Origin of the sequence: Aphanizomenon flos-aquae FACHB-1287, from assembly GCF_014698755.1 — a bacterium.
Taxonomy (GTDB): Bacteria; Cyanobacteriota; Cyanobacteriia; order Cyanobacteriales; family Nostocaceae; genus Dolichospermum; species Dolichospermum flosaquae.
Window position 1 is genome coordinate 1 of record NZ_JACJTO010000038.1, and the last position, 18,400, is coordinate 18,400.

At 35.8% G+C, this 18,400-nt stretch carries 15 protein-coding genes and 1 CRISPR repeat array; of the genes, 1 reads left to right on the forward strand and 14 read right to left on the reverse strand.

The genetic code is table 11. The annotated features are described in order from the left end of the window. Window positions 1-100 precede the first annotated feature (100 nt). Entirely contained in the window at window positions 101-1,336 is a 1,236-nt protein-coding gene (locus tag H6G44_RS15950; protein WP_190387557.1) for a 3-hydroxyacyl-CoA dehydrogenase family protein, read from the reverse strand. 376 nt (window positions 1,337-1,712) lie between these two features. On the opposite strand from H6G44_RS15950, the gene H6G44_RS15955 reads away from it, so the two are divergent. After that, complete coding sequence (locus tag H6G44_RS15955) at window positions 1,713-2,108, forward strand: pentapeptide repeat-containing protein (protein ID WP_190387556.1); 396 nt, start codon at window positions 1,713-1,715, stop codon at window positions 2,106-2,108. Window positions 2,109-2,241: 133 nt separating this feature from the next. Here the strand turns inward: H6G44_RS15955 and H6G44_RS15960 are convergent, their stop codons facing one another. The 13 genes from H6G44_RS15960 to cas5c all read right to left on the reverse strand — a co-directional run bounded on the left by H6G44_RS15960 (window position 2,242) and on the right by cas5c (window position 18,378). Continuing rightward, window positions 2,242-2,820, reverse strand: coding sequence for a Uma2 family endonuclease (locus H6G44_RS15960; RefSeq protein ID WP_190387555.1), 579 nt, complete (start codon window positions 2,818-2,820; stop codon window positions 2,242-2,244). 81 nt (window positions 2,821-2,901) lie between these two features. Then, window positions 2,902-4,350, reverse strand: a complete 1,449-nt coding sequence (locus H6G44_RS15965) for a Ni/Fe hydrogenase subunit alpha (RefSeq protein ID WP_190387554.1) — start codon at window positions 4,348-4,350, stop codon at window positions 2,902-2,904. A gap of 128 nt (window positions 4,351-4,478) precedes the next feature. Beyond that, complete coding sequence (locus tag H6G44_RS15970) at window positions 4,479-5,093, reverse strand: CP12 domain-containing protein (protein ID WP_190387553.1); 615 nt, start codon at window positions 5,091-5,093, stop codon at window positions 4,479-4,481. 29 nt (window positions 5,094-5,122) lie between these two features. Next, window positions 5,123-5,668 (reverse strand): NADH-quinone oxidoreductase subunit B family protein, encoded by a 546-nt coding sequence (locus H6G44_RS15975; RefSeq protein ID WP_190387552.1) that lies wholly within the window; start codon window positions 5,666-5,668, stop codon window positions 5,123-5,125. A 70-nt stretch (window positions 5,669-5,738) separates the two neighbouring features. Next, window positions 5,739-6,455: a bidirectional hydrogenase complex protein HoxU gene (gene hoxU, locus H6G44_RS15980; protein WP_190387551.1), complete on the reverse strand. Its 717-nt coding sequence runs from the start codon at window positions 6,453-6,455 to the stop codon at window positions 5,739-5,741. A gap of 84 nt (window positions 6,456-6,539) precedes the next feature. Next, complete coding sequence (locus tag H6G44_RS15985; RefSeq protein WP_190387550.1) at window positions 6,540-8,144, reverse strand: NuoF family protein; 1,605 nt, start codon at window positions 8,142-8,144, stop codon at window positions 6,540-6,542. Next, window positions 8,131-8,643: a bidirectional hydrogenase complex protein HoxE gene (gene hoxE / locus H6G44_RS15990; protein ID WP_190387549.1), complete on the reverse strand. Its 513-nt coding sequence runs from the start codon at window positions 8,641-8,643 to the stop codon at window positions 8,131-8,133. Before hoxE ends, H6G44_RS15985 begins: the two co-directional genes overlap by 14 nt. Window positions 8,644-8,702: 59 nt before the next feature. Continuing rightward, window positions 8,703-9,233: a universal stress protein gene (locus H6G44_RS15995; protein ID WP_190387548.1), complete on the reverse strand. Its 531-nt coding sequence runs from the start codon at window positions 9,231-9,233 to the stop codon at window positions 8,703-8,705. A gap of 162 nt (window positions 9,234-9,395) precedes the next feature. Continuing rightward, a complete protein-coding gene (locus H6G44_RS16000; RefSeq protein WP_190387547.1) occupies window positions 9,396-10,517 on the reverse strand; it encodes a sensor histidine kinase KdpD in 1,122 nt (373 codons plus the stop codon). A 6-nt stretch (window positions 10,518-10,523) separates the two neighbouring features. Next, a CRISPR array of direct repeats spans window positions 10,524-14,643; the repeat unit is 37 nt; unit sequence GTTTCAATCCTCAATTACCTTAAATAGTAATTGTCAC. A gap of 228 nt (window positions 14,644-14,871) precedes the next feature. Beyond that, a complete protein-coding gene (gene cas7c / locus H6G44_RS16005) occupies window positions 14,872-15,741 on the reverse strand; it encodes a type I-C CRISPR-associated protein Cas7/Csd2 (RefSeq protein ID WP_190387546.1) in 870 nt (289 codons plus the stop codon). Between the two features lie 148 nt (window positions 15,742-15,889). Continuing rightward, complete coding sequence (locus H6G44_RS16010; RefSeq protein WP_190387545.1) at window positions 15,890-17,104, reverse strand: type I-C CRISPR-associated protein Cas8c/Csd1; 1,215 nt, start codon at window positions 17,102-17,104, stop codon at window positions 15,890-15,892. A 15-nt stretch (window positions 17,105-17,119) separates the two neighbouring features. Continuing rightward, window positions 17,120-17,728, reverse strand: a complete 609-nt coding sequence (locus tag H6G44_RS16015; RefSeq protein ID WP_190387544.1) for a type I-C CRISPR-associated protein Cas8c/Csd1 — start codon at window positions 17,726-17,728, stop codon at window positions 17,120-17,122. Beyond that, window positions 17,713-18,378 carry a type I-C CRISPR-associated protein Cas5c gene (gene cas5c, locus H6G44_RS16020; RefSeq protein WP_190387543.1) on the reverse strand — a complete coding sequence of 222 codons (666 nt, stop codon included), beginning with the start codon at window positions 18,376-18,378 and terminating at the stop codon, window positions 17,713-17,715. Before cas5c ends, H6G44_RS16015 begins: the two co-directional genes overlap by 16 nt. Window positions 18,379-18,400: the final 22 nt, after the last annotated feature.

The window sequence follows — 18,400 nt, forward strand, 5'->3', positions numbered from 1 at the left end:
TTTGTCTTATATCAGTCGAATATGCTGCTGCCATATATATCTCAATTATTTTCTTTTTTTTCCATCTTTAAAGTTTACCATCTTTGTACCGCTTTTGATCTCAAACTGCTGTAATTCCAGCGGTTTTCATATCAGTAACTACTGATTCAACCCCAAGGGTATCCCAAATTTCAAACAATCCTAATTCCCAATTCCAGCCCCACCTTAAGCAGCGATCAATATCGGCAGGATTTTCGGCAATTTCGGGAATGCGGCGGGCGCTATAAGCTAACATTTCTATTATGGTTTGGCGGAAGAATGATCCAGCCCGTCCTTGTTCCTGGTAAAGGGCGCGAAGACGCTCTTTTACATCGACAATCTTGGCAATCTTTTCTACCTCTTCGCCCAGATTTAATGGTTTAGGCGGTTCGTATTCTAAGGTGGTAGGATTGATAACACAAATTTTATTGCCTTGTTTTTGATAAAAACCACCACTGGATTTGACTCCTAATGCTCCCTTTTCCACTAATTTGCGAAGCACTGGGGGGGTGCGAAAAATTTCCCGGCTTTCATCTTCTGGAATGGCTTCATAAACATTATCTAATATACGGGTTACAGTGTCCAGACCCACTAAGTCAGCCGTACGAAAAGTAGCAGATTTGGGTCGTCCAACTAAAGGACCTGTCAAAAAATCAACTTCTTCAATTGTGTAATCTTGTTTGGTAAGCCCGTGCAAAATACCGGGCATTAGGTCATAATTTCCAATGCGGTTACCTACAAAATTTGGTGTGTCTTTGGCAATGATAATACCTTTACCTAAGTGAACTCTACCAAACCACTTAATGCGTTCTAGGACTTGAGGATCTGTATCTTTGGTGGGAATTAATTCCAGTAATTTCATGTAGCGAGGTGGGTTGAAAAAGTGAGTTCCCAGAAATCGCCGTCGGAAGGAGTCCGAGCGTCCTGCGATAATTTTTTTTAAGGACAAACCACTGGTATTGGTGGAGATTATGGCATCTTCTCGTGCTACTTTTTCTACCTGTTTTATGAGTTCTTGTTTGATTTGTAAATCCTCAATTACAGATTCAATAATCCAATCTACTTCTGCAAGTTTGTGTAGATCTTCATCAAAATTTCCTAACGTAATTCTGCGGGGTATTTTTTCGGTAAAAAATGGAGTGGGCTTCAATTTAAGAGCAGTTTTAAAAAGTTGTTCTCCTCGCGCATTTTTATTTTTTCCTTCAGATGGACGGTCGAGTAATAATACGTCTAGTCCTACATTTGCCAGATGAGCGGCTATTTGCGCTCCCATTATTCCTGCACCTAATACTGCGGCTGTGCGAAATGGTTTATACATAATTATTTAATTCTCCTGATTCAATGTCAATTAATGACATTTATCTAACTCATTTTTCTATTTTCTTGGTATTAAATATCTTTATCTTTTGTACATTGAGAATTTATTTTACCATCCTATATTTTTAGATCAGTTTGGCTATTTGTGTAATTATAAAAAGTTTTTTATTAACAAAGTTCCATCAAAAGGCATAATTGTAATTTGGTAATTAGTATGAATATGAATTAATTTGTATGAGCATAAACCAAAATTTAAGATTAAACTGAAAATAAACTTATGTAAACATAGCCTGTATTTTTTGCATATTCGTTATAATATGAATGTAGATAAAATTGGGAATTTCGTAAAAAATTTAGATAAATTGTGAGGCTGCTTTATGCCTGAAGTTAATTTTCAACAGTCAATTAATAGTGCTGCTACGATTCTAGAAGAATATGCAGTCGGAAAAAGAGACTTTGAAAAAGCAGAATTAGGAGAAGCTAATCTACAAAATTTTGACTTGAAAGGCTCTGATTTCAGTTATGCTGATTTGAGTAAAGCCAACCTGAACGGTGCAAATCTGCGAGGATGTGATTTGAGTTTTGCTGATTTAAGTGAAGCTAATTTAGAAAATGCAGATTTGCGCGGAGCAATGTTATTTTCTGCAAATTTACGTACAGCTAATTTACAGGGGACGCATTTAGAAAAAGCAGATTGTGATCATAATACCCGGTTTCCTGCAAATTTTGACCCCATTGTAGCAGGTGTAAACATGAGTGAAAACTCAGTATAGATACTGGTGCGGCTGCTATAGCCGCTTATTATTTATACTGACAATATTATAAATTGTTATAACCGGCCCATTTTATCACTTGACAACTAGAATAACATATTTTCCCAATTTTTGCAAGTTTTAATTTTATAACTTAATTTTTCCCTGGAAATACTTTAGTTAAATCTAAAATTAATTCCGGGAAAAATGGCAATTTGACAGACTCATTAGGGAGGATAATTGATTTGTGACGATAGCCGAATTTACCTTGTAAATCTTGATATGGGTCACTGTAGCATTCTAAATAATAGTCCATTAAATTGAAGATCCAATAATCAGAAATACCAGCTTCTGAATATAGGAATAATTTTACTTCTTGGTCATATTTTAAAGATGAATCAGCTACTTCAATAATTAAGAAAATATCAGATGGTATGGGATGATTTAGAAAATAATCATCAGGTGTATTTTTAACAATTGTTAAATCTGGTTCTGGTTCGCTATCATTAATAATAATAGGTTCTTGTCCACGGATAGTAGCCTTTTCTTCTAGTAACTTGAATAACTCTCTATATAAACGAGTATTACAAACAGAATGTGCTTTACCTTTTGCAGCCATTTTGATAATTTCACCTTTAATTAGTTCAACTCTGTCATCTTCTGTGAAGAAGTCAAGATCTGCTAGACGGTGATATTCAGTTATGGTAAAGCGTTTAGCAGTAGCAAGAGTCATAAAATTTGGGTAATATGAGTTTAGCTTAAATTATATCATATAAATACAAGTTTCCAGAAGTCGGGGATCTAAATAATTAACTTAATTACGGCAAATTTGATTAACTACAGCACCATTGTTATTTACTACTTCTATTAATAAAGGCATTTGTCCCATGGCATGGGTCGAACAACTTAAACAAGGATCAAAAGCCCTAATTCCGGCTTCAACTCGGTTTAATATTCCTTCTTTAATATCATCACCTTGGATAAAATGACGGGCAATTTGGGCAACAGTACGATTCATTGCTAAGTTATTTTGACCCGTGGCAATAATCAAATTTACTTTTAAGATTAGCCCATTTTCATCTACTTGATAATGATGAAATAATGTCCCCCTTGGGGCTTCACTTACACCCACAGATTCTAGACAATTAATACCAGCTTCAGCACAGATACGAGTTGATAAAATATCTGGATCATCAAGGATAATTTCTATATGTTCAATTGCTGCTAAAATTTCAATTAACCGGGCATAGTGATAAAAAAATGATGATTTAATAGTACCGTTTTCATAACTACGAAATTCTTTTAATTCTGTATCTGCTAAAGTTGTTCCAATCTGACTACAAATATTCAATCTTGCCAAGGGTCCAACGCGATACATTCCACTATCTAAACGACAATGATCACTACTATCAGGATAACCTAAAGGAAGATAATAAGGTGATTTTAAATAAGAGTCTGCTTGCACCGCTTCACCGATAAATTCATGATAATTATTGGGGTCAAGTTTATCAGCAACAATATTTCCTATACTATCAACAAATCGAATATGTCCATCATAAGTTTCCCATAAACCTTCTGAACTGACTAAACCCATAAATAAACTAGGGAAATTACCAAAGGTTTTAATTTCTTTTTGGTGTGTTTTTAATAAGTTTTTAAATAATTCTATAGCATTAATTACGGTAGCTTTCGCTTCAGGAATCCCTTGCTGAATATGGGTGCGATTTTCTTCGGTTAAAGAGTGACTTACCCCACCAGGAATAGCCCAGGAAGGATGGATTTTTTTCCCTCCTAATAATTCAATGATTTCTTGTCCAAATTGCCGTAAACGAATGCCACCTCTGGCTAATTCTGGTTCAGCAGCAATTAAACCAAAAATATTCCGTTTTTCGGGTTCGCTATCCATGCCTAATAATAGGTCAGGAGCACTGAGGTAAAAGAAGCTGAGGGCATGAGATTGGATGATTTGACCTAAATTCATTAAACGGCGTAATTGAGTGGCTATTTTGGGAATTTTGACGGCTAAAATCCCATCTCCTGTTTTGGCTGAAGCCAATAGGTGACTTACTGGACAAATACCGCAAATTCTGGCGGTAATTCCTGGCATTTCTGAGAAAGGACGACCAACACAAAATTTTTCAAAACCACGAAATTCTGTAACATGAAATCGAGCATCATTTACTTGACCTTCATCATCTAAATAAATGCTAATTTTCGCGTGGCCTTCAATGCGAGTAACGGGGTCAATAATGATTGTTTTCATAATTAATCGATGATTGGTAATTATATAAAATTGTAGGTTCGGTTGACATAAGGAAACCCAACATTTCCGCAACATTATCAAAGATTTTGTTGGGTTTCACTTTGTTCTACCCAACCTACGGATATTAATTACAAATCATAAATTCTAGATTCTGCTAATTCTGGATATTCATCACAGTAATCTTCAAAGGCAGTTTTAAGAGGTTTTTCAGCGAGTTGGTGAGCAATTTCAGCTTGAATTTCTTCTACCACATCCCAAGCGGCTGCACATTCGGTGGAATTGATACCTTTTTCTACACAAACAATGCGAGCTTTTTTAATTTCATCTTGTAATTCTTGTTCTAATAACAATGAGCGCGGTTGTTCTAAACAACTACTTCTGGCTAAGATGTCGGTAAGTGAAATAATTCCTAATAGTTTACCACTAATTACAGGTGCACGTCGCAGATAATGGTTAGCAAATAATCTGGCTACATATTCTAAACCTAATTCTGGATTAACGACAATACAAGGTTTAGTCATAATTTCATAAACACGGACTTTATTCGGGTCTTTGCTGTAGGAAATTACCTTATAAACAATGTCGCTTTCTGTGATAATTCCATAAGCATCTTGTTCATGACGACGATCTATAATTAATGCTCTCCAGTCTCTAATTCGCATTAAATCAACTGCTTCTTTGACTGTGGCTGAACTGCGAATCATTGCTACATCTTTAGTCATTACATCTGCTGCTGTTAACATAATTCACCTTCAAATAATTGACAATGGCATTAACCAAATTTAATCATTTCTCGTCCGACAATTTCTGGTTTTTTTCCTTTTAATAATGCTTCAATTATAGCACGAATTTGAGGTGCTAAAGGAGGACAACCAGGTAAATAAATATCAACTGGTACTACTTTATGTATGGGGACAACTTTATTTAGCAAAGGAGGAACAATACCGGGTGAATTAGGAATTTGTTGATTAAAATTCGCTTCTTGGATATAAGCTAATTGTAAAGCTGGTTCTGCACCACCGGCAAGATTTCTTAAGGCGGTAACATTACCAATAATAGCACAATCACCAAAGGCAATTATTGTTTTAGTTCGGTTTCTGATTTTGTAAATTAATTCTAAATGTTCTTCGTTAGCTATAGCTCCTTCAACTAATACTATATCTACACCTTCTGGATATTCTTTAATATCAACAATGGGACTATAAACTATATCTACTTGTGTTGCTAAATTGATTAACCATTCATCCAAATCAAGAAAGGACATATGACAACCAGAACAACCACCTAACCACGCCGTTGCTAATTTAATTTTAGTCATTTTTTTAGATTTTTAGATATTTAAAATTCATGTATTTCTCCCTTCGCGCTTTTGTGTGAGATACTAGATATTAAAAATTCCATTGCTTTTTATTTCTTGCAGTTACTAAAAATTCAATTTTACTGCGATCATGTTTCATTTCACCCACGCTTGAACCTTTATCAAATAACGCCCCTGTAGGACAGGCATTAACACATTTACCGCAAGAAGTACAGCTTTGAGAAGTTCCCCAAGGCTGATTTAAATCAGTAATAATATGAGATTTTGATCCTCTTTCTGCTATATCCCAAGTATGAGCACCTTCGATTTCATCACATACCCGCACACAACGAGTACAAAGCACACAACGATTATGATCTATGCCAAAAAGATGATGAGAAGTATCAACAGTTCGGTGAGGAAATTGATATTCTAATCGTAGATGATCCATGCCCATTTCTATGGCTAAATCTTGTAATTCACAGTTATTATTAGCAACACAAACTGAGCAAATATGATTACCTTCGGCAAATAACATTTCTATAATTGTACGACGGTATTTTTGTAAGCGATCGCTATTTGTATTTACTTCCATTCCTTCTATTACTTTCGTTATACAAGCAGGTTGTAATTTATTATTACCTGCAATTTCTACCAAACATAAACGACAAGCACCCACATCTCCTATACCTTCTAAATGACATAATGTAGGAATATGAATACCAGCATCTTGGGCTGCGTCTAATAAGGTTTCATCCTCACGAGCGCTCACAAGTTCGCCATTTATTGTTAAGGTTTTTACAGTCATAAAAATATTGGTAATTCGTAACTAACAACTAACAACTAACAAGTGACCACTAACAACTGACCACTGACCACTGACCACTAACAACTAACAACTAACAAGTGACAAATATTCATCTCGAAAATATCGCAAAGTGCTAAAAACTGGATTTGGTGCAGATTGTCCTAAACCACATAAACTTGTATTTTTGACCATATCGCAAAGTTCCTCCAACAAATTCAAATCAGCTAGTGAACCTTCTCCCTGACTAATCTTTGTTAATAACCCGTATAATTGCACAGTTCCCACTCGACAGGGAATGCACTTACCGCAAGATTCATCCATGCAAAATTCCATGAAAAAACGAGCAACATCTACCATATTTGTAGTTTGATCCATAACAATCATTCCACCTGAACCCATCATTGAACCTAAAGCGGTTAAGGATTCATAATCTACAGGTGTAGCAAAAGCCGACGCGGGAATACATCCTCCTGAAGGGCCACCAGTTTGTACTGCTTTAGCAATACCATTGTCGGGAACACCTCCGCCGATTTCCTCAATAATTGCTTGTAAAGATGTTCCCATAGGCACTTCTATTAAACCCGTGTTGCAGATATTTCCAGCTAATGCAAATACCTTTGTACCTTTGCTTTTACCAATACCAATATTTGCAAACCACTCAGCACCTTGACGAATAATCGGCGCGATATTAGCAAAGGTTTCCACATTGTTAATTAACGTTGGATAGCCCCATAAACCGCACTCAGCAGGGTATGGCGGACGGGGATGGGGGACACCGCGTTTACCTTCAATAGAAGCCATTAAAGCCGTTTCTTCACCGCAGACATAAGCACCTGCACCAATGCGGATTTCTACTTTAAAATCAAAGGGAGAATCAAAAATTTGTGACCCGATAAGTCCTAAGTGTTGAGCTTGATGAATTGCTATTTCTAGGCGTTTAATAGCAATGGGATATTCTGCCCTAACATAAATATAGCCTTGATTTGCACCAATGGCATAGGCAGCGATCGCCATCCCTTCTAAAACTCGATGGGGATCACTTTCTAATACACTCCTATCCATAAATGCACCGGGATCACCTTCATCAGCATTACAAATAACAAATTTTTTCGACCCTGGGGATTTTGCCACAGTTCCCCATTTTAAACCTGTGGGATAACCAGCGCCACCACGTCCCCTTAAACCGCTTTTGGTCATGGTTTCTACTACCTGACTGGGTTTCATTTCCCGCAGCACTTGGTAAAGGGCTTGATAACCATTAGCGCCAATGTAAGCTTGAATCCGTTCGGGGTCAATTTTACCGCTGTTTTCCAGCACAATTGGCAATTGACGGCTAAAAAATGGCTGATTTAAATCACTCTCTTGTAAATTCGTGGTTTCTCCATGAATCCCTGCCACAATTGCTGCTGCATTTTCGGGGATAACTTTTTGATACAATTTTGAGGCGGGAGGATTTGCCAAGTTTTCTACCTGTACCAATGTTCCTTGACAACAAAGACGCATACAACCCACACCAGTAACTTGTACGGTATTTTGTAACTCCGCAGTTTTGACAGAGGCCTCTAAATTATCTTTGACAGCTTGTCCATGAGAAGATAGACAACCGGCAGCTATACAACACCGAATTTCTACAGTTTTCCGTTGTGAATGTTCTTTTTGGGCAATTTCTAATAATTCATTTAGTTCCATTTTGCCACCATGCTCTCACTTTTTCGCAAACTGAGTCCGGGGTCTGATTACCTAAAACCGTGCCATCAAATACTACCGCTGGGGCAATTCCACAAGCACCCAAACACCTGGCTGTCATTAGGGAAATTTGACCATTTGGGGTGGTTTCCCCTGCGTGAATTTGCGTAAATTGTTCTACGTTGGTTAAGATGGTCTGAGCGCCTTTAACATAACAAGCTGTACCCGTACAAACCACACAATTATGTACCCCTTTTGGAGCTAGGGAAAATAAATGATAGAATGTGGCTACTCCATAAACCCGACTTGGTGGTAATTTTAGGCTATGGGCAATATAAAGCAATAAATCCAGTTCTAAATAACCAAATAGTTCACAAGCTCGATGTAGAATTTCAATAAGTGCATCTTGTTGATATTGATGACGTTTAATGGTTGCGTCTAACATTTTTAAACGCTTATCTTCAATGAGATGGGTTGAAGAAGGTGGAATTGATGTTTTCATATTTTTTCCACTTGATGCGGATAGGTAATTGGTAAATATTTTTACCTCTTACCTGAAATCTAGTTACTAAAGGTGGTGGTTTTGGAAGTTACCTCTGCTGCTTGAGAACTCATGGGAAGATGTGCAATTTGTACAGAACAAGGTGCATGATGTAAAACGTAGTTACTCACACTACCAAGAAAAAATTCCGCTAGTCCTGAGCGTCCCCGTCGTCCCATGATAATCAAGTCAGCGTCCCAACTGGTAGCTAATTCACAAATCATCCGTCCTGGACTACCAGTATTTTGAGTAAATTCCGTATTTACACCGGATGTATTAGCTTGAGCGCTCCATGATTGTAACATCTGTAGTCCTTCATTTTTAAATTTATCCCAATGTTCTTGGTATAATTTAAAGCTCTGCTCGTTCCAACCAGGATAGTAGTCAATATTCGGGTAAATTAGCGCCTCTGGACTGCCTTCTTCTTCTTGTGATAGAATATGCAGTAACATTAGGTTGGCTGATGTGATTTTAGCTAAAGATAGGGCTTGTTCAAAAACTTTTATACTCATGTCCGAGCGATCTACTGCTGCTAAAATTTTGTTAAACATATATACCTCGATGTTAGATTGCTAACTGATGATAATGACTATATCTGATTTTTTAGGTTAATTTTTGGTAAAAGCATCCTTAATATTTAGGTTTGCTATTTAGAATAGACAAAAGACAAAAAAATTACCTCTCATTTAAGATAGATTAACAAATATTAAAATTTATTTCTCTGTGGCGATAATATGTAAATCTATGTTTTGATTTCTGATTAACTCTAGTAACCGTTGTGTAAAAGAGCGTTTAAAAAATGTTTTCCATCGGGGTTGATGACTTTCACCAATAACTATTTGGGTGATATGATGGGTAGCAGCTACTTCAGCGATCGCTTGAGGAATCTTGTTATTTTTAATAATAATAAATTCACCGCCAAATTCTTGGCATAATTTCTCACAGGTATGAATATGTAAAGTTTCTTGTTTATTGAGAAATCGTTCAGGGTCAGCAATGAATACAGTATATAATTTAGCGTTCATATAGTTGGCGATTCGTGCCCCACGTCGTAATAATTGAATCGAATTTGGATAAGTAGATATACATATCAAAACTCGTTCATGAACATTCCAATTTTGCCCAGGAGAGGGGGTGGTATTGGCTTCTTCTTCTAGGGTATCTGCGACTTCTCTTAATGCTAATTCCCGCAAAGCGATGAGATTACGACGCTGAAAAAAGTTGTCTAAAGATTGTTGAATTTTATCAGGTGTATAAATTTTACCTTCTCGTAATCGTTCTTCTAAGGTTTCTGGAGTAACATCAACTACAACAACAGCATCAGCTTCATCTAGTAAACGATCTGGAATTCGTTCTCGGACTACGATACCTGTAATTCCTGCTACTAAATCGTTCAAACTTTCTAAATGTTGAATGTTGACTGTAGAGTAAACATCTATACTGGCTGCTAAAATTAATTCTACATCTTGATAGCGTTTTTCTCTAAGTGAACCGGGGGTATTTGTATGGGCTAATTCATCAATTAAAACCAGTTGAGGGGAGCGTTTTAAAATTCCTTCGGTGTCCATTTCTTGAAGGTTGATATTTTTGTGAACAATGGTTTTTTTAGGAATTATCTCTAATCCTATGGCTTTTGTGGCCGTACCTTTACGTCCATGGGTTTCTAAAACACCAATTACAATATCAATACCTTCTTGTTTAAGTTGGTGTGCTTCTTCTAGCATTCTGTATGTTTTCCCGACTCCGGGAGCCATTCCAATGAATATTTTATGCTTTCCCCGTCGAGTTGGTGGGGTATGATCATTGTCAGGGACGGGGGTATTTAGATAAAACATGATTTTGTTTGAATCCTCAATTATCTTAATTAGTAATTGTCACAATCTGCTTGATTTGATTTATTGTAATTCGTTTCAATCCTCAATATTTAAATCCTCAATGTTTCAATCCTCAATTACCTTAAATAGTAATTGTCACTTGGGATTTTTTCCATAATATCATAAAAACTATGTTTCAATCCTCAATTACCTTAAATAGTAATTGTCACAAAAGTGGCATATCGGTTAGCATAACAAGTTGTTTCAATCCTCAATTACCTTAAATAGTAATTGTCACAATTACTCCTAAACTTAAAAAACTTGATTTACTTGTTTCAATCCTCAATTACCTTAAATAGTAATTGTCACCGCGGAACATTTTATTTTCTTCTGGATTAGTAGAAGTTTCAATCCTCAATTACCTTAAATAGTAATTGTCACCGGAAGAAAAGATTTAAAATGGTAAAAAGAAACAAAAAGTTTCAATCCTCAATTACCTTAAATAGTAATTGTCACTTAAAGATCCCGGCAGCGAAGCTGGTCCATCTTTCGTTTCAATCCTCAATTACCTTAAATAGTAATTGTCACGCCTTTTGCCAGAAATTAGATCATCCTTTGAATTGTTTCAATCCTCAATTACCTTAAATAGTAATTGTCACCTGGTTAATGCGCGATCGCTCTTGCGTAGAAGAATTAAGTTTCAATCCTCAATTACCTTAAATAGTAATTGTCACTGGTTCTCAGGACTGCGGTGGCGACTTTGACGGTGACGGAAGTTTCAATCCTCAATTACCTTAAATAGTAATTGTCACTTGCGCCACACAAATAAGATATTGCTTTCGATGCCGGTTTCAATCCTCAATTACCTTAAATAGTAATTGTCACAATGGTACAAAAATATAAACAGAAAAAAGATAATTACGTTTCAATCCTCAATTACCTTAAATAGTAATTGTCACACCAAAATGTTTGTTAATAGCTTCAGTAGCGAAATTCAAGTTTCAATCCTCAATTACCTTAAATAGTAATTGTCACTAGAAACATCTGCGGTAATTTGTTCAATCACAATCTGTTTCAATCCTCAATTACCTTAAATAGTAATTGTCACTTTCAGAGTCATAATTAGCGATCGCGTATTTAACGTTTCAATCCTCAATTACCTTAAATAGTAATTGTCACGATTGGCTCTCTAAAAATTTAGTCTGTCGGTATATTGGTTTCAATCCTCAATTACCTTAAATAGTAATTGTCACCAGTATACGGTAAACCTGGTAGTAGTAAATCTCATTTTTCGTTTCAATCCTCAATTACCTTAAATAGTAATTGTCACCTTTGGGCTCTAACCTTGCCCTCGAACTTTATTCGTTTCAATCCTCAATTACCTTAAATAGTAATTGTCACTTTGCAGGTATCCATGCCATCTTGCCACCCTCTTGTTTCAATCCTCAATTACCTTAAATAGTAATTGTCACTTCCATTTTCATTCTTTTACCATCTTTTCGAGAAAAGTTTCAATCCTCAATTACCTTAAATAGTAATTGTCACTATTTTTTCACCCCTGAAAATTTTCAGATTTGGTTTCAATCCTCAATTACCTTAAATAGTAATTGTCACATGTTCTTCTGTCATTTCTTCAGGTCTAAATGCCGTTTCAATCCTCAATTACCTTAAATAGTAATTGTCACCCCAGTGGTAAGCGCTCCTAATAAGGGTGTATCCCGTTTCAATCCTCAATTACCTTAAATAGTAATTGTCACCCCAGCCGGGTCATGGTAGCGTTAATCTCCGCACTGTTTCAATCCTCAATTACCTTAAATAGTAATTGTCACCTTAAATCAGAAGTTTTCTTCCCAATCTCTGGTAAGTTTCAATCCTCAATTACCTTAAATAGTAATTGTCACTTTATCTTCAGCCTTAGAAGCAACAAAAATAGCAGGTTTCAATCCTCAATTACCTTAAATAGTAATTGTCACGCCTACTAAAATGATAAGTATTTTCAGGCAGTTTAGTTTCAATCCTCAATTACCTTAAATAGTAATTGTCACCAACAACAGAATCGCTTTTCTCCTTTACATTTTCTTGTGTTTCAATCCTCAATTACCTTAAATAGTAATTGTCACAGGCGAATGCAGCAGAATTAGAAAAAAAAGTAAGTTTCAATCCTCAATTACCTTAAATAGTAATTGTCACGATTTGAAATCCAAGAAGCATATTTATCTTGTTCGAGTTTCAATCCTCAATTACCTTAAATAGTAATTGTCACTTGAGATATGCAAAGTAAAATACTTTTCATATGTCGGTTTCAATCCTCAATTACCTTAAATAGTAATTGTCACAAATCTCTCTGTCTTTACCCCAAAAATTCACCGTAGGTTTCAATCCTCAATTACCTTAAATAGTAATTGTCACATTCCTTCGCTGCTTTCATAATATCGTTTTGTTCTCTGTTTCAATCCTCAATTACCTTAAATAGTAATTGTCACTGGTTCTTATAGAGGTCTAGAAATTTATGCTACCGTTTCAATCCTCAATTACCTTAAATAGTAATTGTCACTATACATCTCCCAATCCTCTCTAATAGGGACTATGTTTCAATCCTCAATTACCTTAAATAGTAATTGTCACGTTTTTACCCGCATAAATTATTAGGTTTGCCGTTTCAATCCTCAATTACCTTAAATAGTAATTGTCACTTGCAATCGCCCGTAAGCAAGCTTGGATTTGATTTTTGATGTTTCAATCCTCAATTACCTTAAATAGTAATTGTCACTTTTCATTTCTTGCTGGATCTCTGGATAATATTGCGTTTCAATCCTCAATTACCTTAAATAGTAATTGTCACTCCCACCAGAAGGTGGTGCAGACTTACCTGTGTTTCAATCCTCAATTACCTTAAATAGTAATTGTCACAAAAATGGCCAATATACTCATTACTTAAATAAGGTTTCAATCCTCAATTACCTTAAATAGTAATTGTCACAAAGAACCACACCCAACATAAGGAAGCCTGTAGCAAGTTTCAATCCTCAATTACCTTAAATAGTAATTGTCACTTGCGGTGAGCAAAGCCTAAGGAATTTAAATGAAGCTTTGGTTTCAATCCTCAATTACCTTAAATAGTAATTGTCACTACTCTCAAAAGACGCGGGAATTGCTCACGGGACGTTTCAATCCTCAATTACCTTAAATAGTAATTGTCACTTTTTATTCATTCTTCTAATATCTGCTATAATTTTCGGCCGTTTCAATCCTCAATTACCTTAAATAGTAATTGTCACCTGCTGAAAATTCAGAAAGCTACAAAGTTCAGTCAATTGTTTCAATCCTCAATTACCTTAAATAGTAATTGTCACTCCCCTGCTTGACCCTGTACTTAGCTGGTTTTTCGGTTTCAATCCTCAATTACCTTAAATAGTAATTGTCACTATTAGCTAATCCTGTACCATAAATTCTAAAGAAATGTTTCAATCCTCAATTACCTTAAATAGTAATTGTCACAAAGCCTCTTGGATAGAGGCGATCGCATCCTTAATTAGTTTCAATCCTCAATTACCTTAAATAGTAATTGTCACATCCTATTCTAAATTTCTCAGAGTCCATCAAGTGTTTCAATCCTCAATTACCTTAAATAGTAATTGTCACTTCCTGTTTAGTGCTTGGCAGTGCATCTTAGCCTCCGTTTCAATCCTCAATTACCTTAAATAGTAATTGTCACAAATTTCTTTGTTATCTGCTGTTGACTTTAATAGTTTCAATCCTCAATTACCTTAAATAGTAATTGTCACTCCATTATGCAGTTCTAACAAATAATTTGGCTGTAGTTTCAATCCTCAATTACCTTAAATAGTAATTGTCACTTTGGGATTGAAGAATTTGTGGGGTTTTGTGGACAGTTTCAATCCTCAATTACCTTAAATAGTAATTGTCACCTGCACAACAAATGGAAGACATGCCACCATATTGTGTTTCAATCCTCAATTACCTTAAATAGTAATTGTCACGCTTTTAGCTTCTGATTATCGAGAATTCCTTTTTTGTTTCAATCCTCAATTACCTTAAATAGTAATTGTCACAAATCATATCAAAAGGAAATTTATTTTTCCAAGCAGGGTTTCAATCCTCAATTACCTTAAATAGTAATTGTCACAGCGGGCCGGGGAAACCCTTGGAAATAGGAGATTTCCAGAATGATTTGCGCGGGTGTTCAGATAATACCCCATTCCAGTCCCAAGAGCAAGAGCAAAAAACGCTGTAACCCTTACAGCATAAGGTGCGCGGGCATTTTAAATTACCCATGTCCTGAAATCCATACATTGCAAGAGTTTCCAGCTTAATCATACTCATTCCGACTTAACACCTAACCATCCGCGCATTTTTAATCCAACCTTGTCAAAATCACACCATCAGGTAGTTTAAATTCATCATCAAGCACCACCTGATAATCAGCAAAACTACGGGGTACATCAACATTAGACTTAATTTGCAGCTTATCAAACAACTTATGTACAGGAGCATTACCATATTTACTGGCATGACTAAATACATATAATCCACGACAAGCCATAAAACCCCGTGCAGAAGAGCGGTCAAACTCCCAAGCCTTAATTAAAGCTTCCCAAAACAATTCTAAATCACGTTCAGTCACACAACCAGATTTTTCCGCCAAATGGGGATTATAAAAAACATGAGATTTATACAAACCATAGGGTAAAACCTCCTTTCTCCCCATAGTTTTATTGTCCTTACCTTCTTTTTCGCTAGTAGCAGCACAGCGGGTAATGCTTACAGATTGAGGAAAAACAGGGTCAATACTACGAGAAAAACTAATTTGCATAGGTCCCCAAACTTGACCAGCTTTTAAACCAGTAGACAACACTCCTCCAAACATTCTTAAATCATAAAAGTTTTGTTGCATCCATTTTCCAACTTCTAATTGTTGTTCTGGAGTTCCTTCTTTTTCTGGTAAACCTACACCTACATAACCTCGGCGAATTTTCTCATTTAAAACACTTCCTTCTTCCACAAATATTTTATATTTTTCTGGTGTGGTTTCATCCTTACCAACCATTTCTACATAGTTTCTGACCTTGCGTTTTAAACAAGCATCTGTTACTAAACCTTGATTAGTTTGGGGGTCAATTCTCGGTTGATTTCCTGCATCTGGATCACCATTAGGATTACCATCAAGACAGTCAAATAATAAAATTGCATCGTGTTTTTTGGTGGGGTCTAAATGTAAAGTCATGATTTTTGTTCCTGTGATTTTTTTAGGTTTTTAGCAAGTTGAGAAAGTAGAGATTTGGAAATTCTAGACTTTAAAGAGATAAAAAATTATTTTTTATCATCTTCAAAAAAATTTCATGTCATTGATTTATGTCCATAATTAGCCATTTTTATTGTTCAGATTTATCTTTAGGTTTAAAAAATTCGGCTCTTTTTTGCCACCAACCTTGAAAAAACAGAGCTTGAGATTTTAAATCTAGAACTTCTGGTAGCACAGAAATATCAAAATTCTCAAATTCTTCAGCTAGTAATAGCTTAATATATTTACTCTTTTCGGCTTCTAAATGATAATGAGTACAACCATGACAAAGCCGAGCGAAAACTTGAGTAGGAGTGGAAGATAAAGCCTTGAGACTACGCATGACATTAGTATTATCTTCAGTCATACTTTGAGCATTAACTTGAGATTGGTGCATTAAAAATGCAATTCTTCCTAATGTGTAAGCGGTATTCAAGCCAGGATGATCTGTGGGATACTTCATGTTATTGGTTGCTAAATAAAGTAATAAACCTTGTAGTCTAGGAAAGTAGAAATGTTTTCTAGATTGAGACGGGAAAGGATGAAAAGATTTTTCACTACATATCCTATCAATGATTCTGTAAGCGTATTCGTCAGGTAATTTTTCACCCAAAAAAGCGGCTTTAATTAAAGCTGTCGCTATCCTGTCGGTGTTTTCCTTACTATGGTTTAAAAAAGCAGTATTACACAACATCCAAATAGGAACAGGTGACAAATTATTAACTTGCTGACATTGTATAAACTGTTGAAGAGAATCTTTAATTTTTTGGGTGGTAATTTCACTCCAACTACTAACAGAGATTCTCCCTTTATTACCTTTAAGAACCGCTAAATAAAACTTGCTAGATTTGATATCCTCCAAATTAAATTTTTTAGGACTATGGGGACTAGCAAAGATAGATTCAAAAGAGGGATTTTCCCAAATTTCAGGATTAATTCCTTCTCCTTCTTCTTCACCCCAATAGACAAAAACCTGACCCCCTAATTTATAGTGGTTTGTGTGAGAATTTAGTAAAAAATCCAAAGCTTTATGAAATCTCACAGCACTGGTAAAACCAATGGGGGCGTTAATATTTCCATCCCATCCATAAGACTGATAAGCAACTTTATCAAAACTACTAATAGCCGCTCCATAAGCCATAGAACCGGGAACACCTTTAACCATCATAGGCATTTTTCGCCCCATTGTTGGGGTCTTTTCACCTGTTAATAAACAAACACCATCAATGCAGAAGTGTTGAATGTTAAGATTTTGAGGATTGTGTCCAAGTTGTGCATTGGTATTGGTGATACCAAATTTGATCAATTAATGACTCTATTCTCAATAGACAATGGATTTTACCTGGGTAAAACGCAAAGATTGTAAAGTTTTATTGCAGGATTCAACACTTGTGCCATCAATGGTATCTTGTTTACTAGCATAATAATTAGACCACCATTTTTTAATTGCGGGAATTTTAGTGATTTGTCCACCATTAAACATGAATACAAATCTATCCCGATACCATTCTATATTTGCTGCTGGAGGATAGGCTATTACTAACTCTGCTGTGATTTTTTCCACAGTTGTATTAGTGACAAAATCATAAACAGCTTTTACAGCTTCATGATTAGTTTCTTGCAAACATCTTCCTAGAAGTTGTAGATACAAATCATGACGTTTTTCACCTCTGTCTCCAGCCCCAAAAACATATTCTCCCCCATCATCAATTAATAGGGTTTCATCACCATTACGGCGCAAATCAGGGACTAGTATTTTTTTGCCGAATTTAGGTTTACTTTTATCACTTTTTCCTGGTGTTTCTAATACCATAAAAGTCTCTAAACTTAAATCAATTTGCCAATGACAAATACATTCACTAAAACCTGTTGGTGTGAGTTTATCATCCTGTTCTAAAGCAATTCCTAGTTGATTTAATTCCTGTAACATACTAGCCCATCTCTCATGACAAAGTGAGCAAATTCAGTAACAACATTACCCTTGACAAATCCCTCCGCAGTGCGCCAAGAAATAGCCCCTTTTTTATCAGGAATAAAGTGCATTTGTTTAGGCATTAATCCTAAATCAATTTCTCCTTTTAACTCTGGTGCGGGTTGATCTTCTGGGAGGGGAAAACCAAAATAAGCAATGTATTCTCGACAGCCAAAATAGGGCTGTTTAAAACATTGTCCTTTCTCAATTCTGCGCTTTATTTGAGCCGCATATTTATTAGATAAATCTTCCTCTGTTTGTAAATCAAAGTTGAAATCAATGATATAGGCTATATCACGCAATATGACATGATTCCTTTGAGCGCGATCTCCTACGGCTGTGTATCCGCCTATACCATCATTTTTTATCCATTTTTTAACATTTCCATAGATTTGTTTGGACTGCACCATGTTACGCTGTATTGTAAATGTACTAATCGGATTCAAGACTATAATGTGATTGATTTTGTATTTAATCTCTGGTTTCCAGAAAATAGATTCCAGTACACCAATAGCCGCAGTAAAGGGCATTACTTGGTAGCTGTGCGGTTCAGCCTTAAATTCTGGTCTTGTAAATAATGCCCACTCACCCCATAACTTAATCTGCATAGTCTAGACTAAATTTTTTCAA

Bases quoted from the DNA above. Each gene is read 5' to 3' on its own strand.
- H6G44_RS15950 (WP_190387557.1), bottom strand. From the start codon at position 1,336: ATGTATAAACCATTTCGCACAGCCGCAGTATTAGGTGCAGGAATAATG.
- H6G44_RS15955 (WP_190387556.1), top strand. From the start codon at position 1,713: ATGCCTGAAGTTAATTTTCAACAGTCAATTAATAGTGCTGCTACGATT.
- H6G44_RS15960 (WP_190387555.1), bottom strand. From the start codon at position 2,820: ATGACTCTTGCTACTGCTAAACGCTTTACCATAACTGAATATCACCGT.
- H6G44_RS15965 (WP_190387554.1), bottom strand. From the start codon at position 4,350: ATGAAAACAATCATTATTGACCCCGTTACTCGCATTGAAGGCCACGCG.
- H6G44_RS15970 (WP_190387553.1), bottom strand. From the start codon at position 5,093: ATGTTAACAGCAGCAGATGTAATGACTAAAGATGTAGCAATGATTCGC.
- H6G44_RS15975 (WP_190387552.1), bottom strand. From the start codon at position 5,668: ATGACTAAAATTAAATTAGCAACGGCGTGGTTAGGTGGTTGTTCTGGT.
- hoxU (WP_190387551.1), bottom strand. From the start codon at position 6,455: ATGACTGTAAAAACCTTAACAATAAATGGCGAACTTGTGAGCGCTCGT.
- H6G44_RS15985 (WP_190387550.1), bottom strand. From the start codon at position 8,144: ATGGAACTAAATGAATTATTAGAAATTGCCCAAAAAGAACATTCACAA.
- hoxE (WP_190387549.1), bottom strand. From the start codon at position 8,643: ATGAAAACATCAATTCCACCTTCTTCAACCCATCTCATTGAAGATAAG.
- H6G44_RS15995 (WP_190387548.1), bottom strand. From the start codon at position 9,233: ATGTTTAACAAAATTTTAGCAGCAGTAGATCGCTCGGACATGAGTATA.
- H6G44_RS16000 (WP_190387547.1), bottom strand. From the start codon at position 10,517: ATGTTTTATCTAAATACCCCCGTCCCTGACAATGATCATACCCCACCA.
- cas7c (WP_190387546.1), bottom strand. From the start codon at position 15,741: ATGACTTTACATTTAGACCCCACCAAAAAACACGATGCAATTTTATTA.
- H6G44_RS16015 (WP_190387544.1), bottom strand. From the start codon at position 17,728: ATGTTACAGGAATTAAATCAACTAGGAATTGCTTTAGAACAGGATGAT.
- cas5c (WP_190387543.1), bottom strand. From the start codon at position 18,378: ATGCAGATTAAGTTATGGGGTGAGTGGGCATTATTTACAAGACCAGAA.